The organism is Rhodoferax sp. RT5P35 (assembly GCF_056521385.1).
Genome location: NZ_JBWMAX010000310.1, coordinates 1 through 1,093, shown reverse-complemented (window position 1 = coordinate 1,093; position 1,093 = coordinate 1). Strand labels below are relative to the sequence as shown.

The 1,093-nt window shown below is 63.1% G+C and carries 1 protein-coding gene and 1 pseudogene; one reads left to right on the top strand and one right to left on the bottom strand.

Annotation, left to right across the window (positions count from 1 at the left end):
• The first annotated feature begins 100 nt into the window (after positions 1-100).
• The gene (gene gph, locus AC097L_RS25895; protein ID WP_479589558.1) at positions 101-799 is read left to right on the top strand and encodes a phosphoglycolate phosphatase; all 699 of its coding nucleotides are present in this window, start codon (positions 101-103) and stop codon (positions 797-799) included.
• Here gph and AC097L_RS25890 read toward each other — a convergent pair.
• Positions 796-1,093, bottom strand: a pseudogene (locus AC097L_RS25890) (tripartite tricarboxylate transporter substrate binding protein); the annotation flags it as partial. The gene gph and the pseudogene AC097L_RS25890 sit on opposite strands and share 4 nt — an antisense overlap.

Genomic DNA, 1,093 nt, shown 5'->3' with positions numbered 1-1,093 from the left:
CTGCAGTTGCTCGGCTACCAGATGGCCATCGGCATGTTTCGGCGGGTGCTGTATTAAGCCCGCCAGCATCCAGGCCGCCATCGTCGACCTCGACGGCACCATGGTCGATACCTTGGGCGACTTTGCGGCCGCCTTGAACGGCATGCTGGCCGACCTGAATCTGCCCGCGATTGCGCCCAGCGCCATTGCGACCATGGTGGGCAAGGGCTCCGAGCACCTGATCCATTCAGTGCTAAATCATGCCCTTGCGCTTATTCCACCAGCACAAGAAGCTATAAATAACGCAGCATTGTTCGAGCGAGCGTTTGCGCGCTACCAGCACCATTACGCGGCCATCAACGGGCAGTTTTCATCGGTCTACCCCGGAGTGCTGGCGGGCCTGCAGGCCATGCAGCAGCGCGGCTGGCAACTGGCCTGTGTGACCAACAAGCCCATCGCCCTGGCCCTGCCGCTGCTGCAGGCCAAGGGGCTGGCGGGCTTTTTCAGCCAGGTGTTTGGCGGGGATTCGTTTGAACGCAAAAAGCCCGACCCGCTGCCACTGTTGAAAACCTGTGAAGCCCTGGGCACCCTGCCCGCCCACACCCTGGTGGTGGGTGACTCCAGCAACGACGCCCAGGCCGCGCGTGCCGCAGGCTGCCCGGTGCTGCTGGTGACCTACGGCTACAACCACGGCGAACCGGTGCACGCGGTGGATTGCGACGGCTTCCTGAAAACCTTGGCGGACATGCAGCAAGACGCTATGTATTCAATAGCTGCTACCGCCCATGGAATAAGCGCCAGCGGCCTAAAAGACCATTAAGCCTTCAGCTTGAGCAAATAGGCCATGGCCGCCGCCGTGGTGCGGTCCATGTCCATGAAGCTGCGCAAATCTTCGCCCGCCATCCACGCGGCATCCCAGCGCTTGGTCTTCAGGGTTTGCAGCCACGAGGGGTGGGTGGTGGCACGGCGCACACCGTCGAGCAGCTCGGCCACGCGCGCAGAGGCCACGCCGTTGCCGACCAGCAAGCCGCGCCAGTTGGACATCACCGCGTCCACGCCCTGGGCCCGGATGGCCGGGATACCGAACATGGTTTTGCGCGACGACACGCCAATC

Excerpts from the sequence above, each read along its gene's own strand:
- gph (WP_479589558.1), top strand. The coding sequence starts at position 101 with ATGGTCGATACCTTGGGCGACTTTGCGGCCGCCTTGAACGGCATGCTG.